Consider the following 4,983-nt stretch of genomic DNA (forward strand, 5'->3'; position numbering starts at 1 on the left):
CAGATGAGACGATCCCCAGTGCCGGGGGCGACATCGAATGTGCACGTCGCCAGTCTTCCTTCAAAACGTTGACGTTTAGCCAGCATCCCAAGAGGCGGCGACTGTCGCATCTCTCTTATGTCGTATGCAGTTCTTTAGTCATGCTTTTTCCTTCCGGCTTTGACGACGAAAGCACAGCGTGAAGCTACTGAGCAAACGAGGGAGACAGGGCATTTTGACGACGGCTCCCTTCCCAGACCATCGTCGAAACGGCTGACAGCCGGCGGAGGTGTCTGCGGCGCGGCCGGGCTAAGATTAGCTTGAATGTTGGAGGTGGCCTTGGAAGATTTACCGCCCCGCTAATAGCTGCTTGGCGCGGCGCAACTCCCATACGGCCAAAGAGCGACAATCCGGGAAAGCCTGCGCGCATGTCGGTATGGTCCGTCGCCAGCCAGACCTTCACGCCGCTCGGAATGGGGATCATCGCAGATGAAGCGCTTCTGTGTCGATGTCGGCGTCCATGCGGACGCGTCGGTCGCGACCCAGTTCGATCGTGACGTCGCTGCGCTTCCGGCGGGGGTGCGGCGGGGCCGGCGCTTCCGTCACGGCGGGTTGGACCGCCGGCGCGGCCTCCGACACGATCATGGGCACCAATGTGCTCACCGTCTCAGGCCGGGGGGCTTACAAAACACACGCTCCAATGCACAGAAACCTAGAAATGTAGGAACCATTGAAATTGACATGTCTATATATCCTGCCAAACATTTTATGAAGATTATCAAAGTCGTCCGGTTGCCCGGAATTTGATGGAGGGATGCATTATGAAGCGCGCTGTGGAGACCGGGTCAAGATAGTCTGGTGGGATGGGTCAGGGGTCTGCCTCTATTCGGGCAGCCCTATGGCAGAACCTAAAGCTGCGATCTCTACCTTCAGCGTCATCCAAGGACTGCACAGAAGCTGCGGCTCTTCGCGAGGTACGAGAGGCATTCAAAATGCCTTCTCATTGCACCGAAACGGCATATCTGCCGATTGAAAATTTTAAAAATGCGGCTCAATGAGGTAGGGCGCCCTTCTCCAGACACGAACAGCCATGCGACAACCCTTGGTCATAGAGCCAGAATGCCTGGAGTCACTCGCGCACCCGGAAATCCCCTATATAAGCCTCATTGGTTCTGGCATTCCAAGACAATCTCCATCCTTACCCTGCCTACTAAGCGTCGAACGTTTTCGAAGAACGAATTTGGTTCTCTCCCCTCAACCATAATCTTACCTAAAATCACCAAACCCCGGCATGACGTTTGCGCTGATGGTTGCAGTTGGCGCGCTCGTGGCGCTGTGCAAAGGCCTTTATGTTATAGGCGGTGCTCTGGCCTTCATCGCTTTCGTTCTTGCTATTTCCTCGGCAGAGCTTTCGCATGAGTAGACGCGCCTCGAAGCAGGCTGCCATGTGGGCCCGGCGAGTTTGTTTTTCTTCAGTCAGGGGTTTAGGATCCCCGCTTATGTTTCTTATCGCTCTTGTACTTGTAAGTTGATGCCAGAGCATCATATTTCAATTGTTGAAATAAAATTCTATCTTGTTTAGTACTACAACTTTCTTAATGCCCGCTAATTTTGAGGCTATTTTTGATCCGTCATTATTGTCGTAAGCAACTACGCAGAGCGCGGATAACTGGCAAACGCAATGTCCATTAAATAAGTGCAAACCTAATTAGCAAACGACATCAAGTGTCATGCGGTAAACCTTTGGTGTGAGTCAAAACGTGCATTCTGCCCTTACCCAGTTTTCCCCTTGGTTACGTTACTATAGCGATCGCGCCGTCTTCGTTGGGAGGCGCCGACATTCTTTAGCGATCATAAGTGGAAAAACTTATTACCAACTGCAATCATGGCCGGCCGTCTTTCAGGGAGCTTAGCAGGATGATTGTTCTTTTTACGGCCAAATCGAGGTTCCGCACCGTTGGCTCAATTGAGTGCGTGTTGTATTTCTGTTATCTTCAAGATGTATGGCGGCGTGTGCTGTTTTTGCGCCGCCACTTTTATTTAATTGTTTTTTATGAGGGTACTGTGTTATGCTGACGCCTCCTTTCACGTTAATTTTATTATGTTCTTATTCGAATTAATGAATGTGACTCTTTATATATATCTTTTGGATAATCTGTATTGTTTATGTCTTAAGGCATAAGAGTTTCCGGCGACGACCGACTGCCTTGATTTGCTGATTGGCCAAGTCGGGTAACGGTCCCCGCCTCGCACTCCACGGGTTCGATAGAAGGCCTGGTCGTTCAATACCAGAATAGTATTTCCTTGAACTTACTTGGAGTTAATTGATTAGAATAACGAGAGGCAATAGGAAAATACTCATCGTCTCAAACTTACGACGCCAAATAATCGTAAAGCGGTGATAAATAGAAATATAGTATAATAGTGGCGTGACGCGCCCGTCCGTGGCTGCTCGATCAGCGGTCGCCAAGCATCGGAAGCATAGAAATAATCAACACAAGCATATTGTTGACCTGACTTATTGATAATAATCTATTACCCGCCGCATATGACGGTTAAATACAAGGACTTTAAGGGAAACAAACACATGCAAAAAGCAACAAACCGCAAAACACTCCATAAGCGCCAGGTCAATGAGCGGGGATTTCGATCATGACCTTATCGCTCTCCCCCATGCTATCACATCAATCGCGCCATTCAGGTTTGCGCTGCTGTCAACAACGATGAACCAGGGCTTTGCATCAACAGGAGCGGCATACGGAGGGTAGGTCTGAACTTCATATGTTCCGGTTCCGACCAACCGTCCAGCGTCCACAGAGCGTTCTGCATCCGCACTCTCAAGATAAAGGTATTTGACTCTAACCGTCCCTCTCTTATGAACTGCGTAGCTCCTAGTAGCGTCGAACAGGGCATTCCGCATGTGATAAACTTCATTATCCATCAATTTGTAGGTTAGCCATACCATACTTGCAAGATAGGAGAGATTTGTTTAATTTTCTATATGATGAAGAATGCGTCGTTGTAGCAATGAGAAAAGGTGAGGTGATATATATAGCTTAACTAATCAAGGAACTCGAAACGAATAATGGCATTTTTACGATCGAAACGCTATCGAATAATTGTGTGGCCCTTTGCTTAAGCATATCTGCAGCTCGACAGCGACGGATAGTGATATCAAAGGTCATTCCACGCCATTTGACGGTGACATTTGTTGGCTTTTCGAGGGCAAGAGGGCTTGGATATGCACCCCGTGACTTACCATTAAGAAATTGATCTCCCTAAAGCGTTGCCACCAGCCGCACGGCATATACATCAGGATATATCCTGCCGAAGATTGGTAAGCGCGATTTTCGATGCGCATTGACGGCTGCGGCACCGCTGGAGCCGCCTCGCATCGGTAGCGATATCCGGCTCCGTTAGGCGGCGGAGGTTTTCGAGAAGTTGATCGGTAGCAGGTCGCCGATGTCGGCGTAGTCGTCTCGCTGCGGCAACTCAGTAAGCACGTGCCGCAGCCAGATCAGAGGGTCGACGCCACAGGCGCGGCAGGTCAGCATCAAACTATAGATCACTGCGCTGACCTTGGCTCTGTCAGCAGTGTCGCTGAACAGTCACGATTTTCTTCCCGTCGCAAAAACCCTGATGTCGCGTTCGAGAATGTTGTCAGAGCTGGCTCGGTTTGTCTGAACAGCTTCGGGCGTTTTTCTAAGTGGATTTTCGCCTCGATTATGCTGCCACAATCATCGGTGCCAGCGCGTTGAAGTAAGCCTGATCCGGCGTCTGCCGGTCAAGGGATGAATGTGGGCGTCGGGTGCCGATGCCAGCGCGAGCTTCAGACGGTTTTATAGGCGTGGAGGTAAACCTCCTCGTATTTGATCGACCGCCAGAGCCGCTCGACAAAGACGTTGTCCCGCCATGCGCCTTTGCTGTCCATCGAGATGGCGCTTTCGGCCTTCTTCAACACCGCCGTGAAGTCGATGGAGGTGAACTGCGATCCCTGATCCGTATTGAAGATTTCCGGCCTGCCGTAACGAGCAAGCGCTTCCTCGACCGCTTCGATGCAAAGTCCGCTTCCATCGTGATCGACAACCGCCACGACAGAACCCGACGACTGAACCAGTCGACGACGGCGCAGAGATAGACGAAGCCCCGTGCCATAGGGATGTAAGTCAGGTCCATTGCCCATACCTGGTTGGGCCGATGACCGCCAGTTTTCGCAGGAGATAAGGATAGATCTTGTGACCGGGAGCCGGTTTCGAAGTGTTTGGGCGGCGGTAGATAGCCTCAATGCCCATCTTCTTCATCAGCGTGGCAATGTGCAATCGCCCAGCTTCCAGCCCTTCTCCCCTCAAAAGCCCCTGCAACATCCGACTTCCCGCAAACGGGTATTCGAGATGCAGTTCATCAAATCGGCGCATCAGAGCAAGATCGCCACCCGACACTGGACGTGGAGAATAGTAGACGCTGCCACGGCTGAAGCCGAGAAGCTTCGCCTGGCGCACGACCGACAGTTTGTGTGCGCGGTCGATCATTTCTTTCCGCCCAGCAATCCCGCCTTGCCGAGCGCACCGGACAAAAATCGTTCTCCAGTGTCAGCTCGCCGATCTTGGCGTGCAGTGTTTTGACATCCACGGTTGGACCCGCCGGTTCCGCCTTCGCTTCATCACCGAAAACGCCTGTCGCCCCCTCAAGGAGCTGGTCTTTCCACTGTTTGATCTGGTTGGCGTGCACGTCAAACTGCTGGGACAATTCCACCAGCGTCTGCTCGCCCCTGATGGCGGCAAGCGCCACCTTTGCCTTGAAGGCCGGGTATGGTTCCGGCGCGGTCTCTCGTCATGGTCTCTCCTGTTCCACTGCTGTCCGGTTTAAATTTAGTGGACATGGTGCACGGTGTTGATTCTACTCATGTTCGAGCGTTTCGCGACGATCTCGGACACGTGTCAATGCCGCGTAATTTTCCCCAGAAGTGCCGAAGTAAAATTCCCCACTTATGCCGACGTGGATGCC

General features: G+C 51.7%; 1 protein-coding gene and 2 pseudogenes. 1 reads left to right on the forward strand and 2 read right to left on the reverse strand.

Annotated features, from left to right (window positions below):
• On the forward strand, positions 1-182 hold a 182-nt coding region (locus ATY29_RS37340; RefSeq protein ID WP_207797765.1), incomplete at its 5' end, for a hypothetical protein.
• A 3,213-nt stretch (positions 183-3,395) separates the two neighbouring features.
• Here ATY29_RS37340 and ATY29_RS33340 read toward each other — a convergent pair.
• Positions 3,396-3,641 (reverse strand): annotated as a pseudogene (locus tag ATY29_RS33340) (transposase domain-containing protein); the annotation flags it as partial.
• A 61-nt stretch (positions 3,642-3,702) separates the two neighbouring features.
• Positions 3,703-4,805 (reverse strand): annotated as a pseudogene (locus tag ATY29_RS33350) (IS3 family transposase); the annotation flags it as partial.
• Positions 4,806-4,983: the final 178 nt, after the last annotated feature.

It is taken from the genome of Rhizobium hidalgonense (assembly GCF_002914525.1).
In the GTDB taxonomy this organism is placed as follows: domain Bacteria; phylum Pseudomonadota; class Alphaproteobacteria; order Rhizobiales; family Rhizobiaceae; genus Rhizobium; species Rhizobium hidalgonense.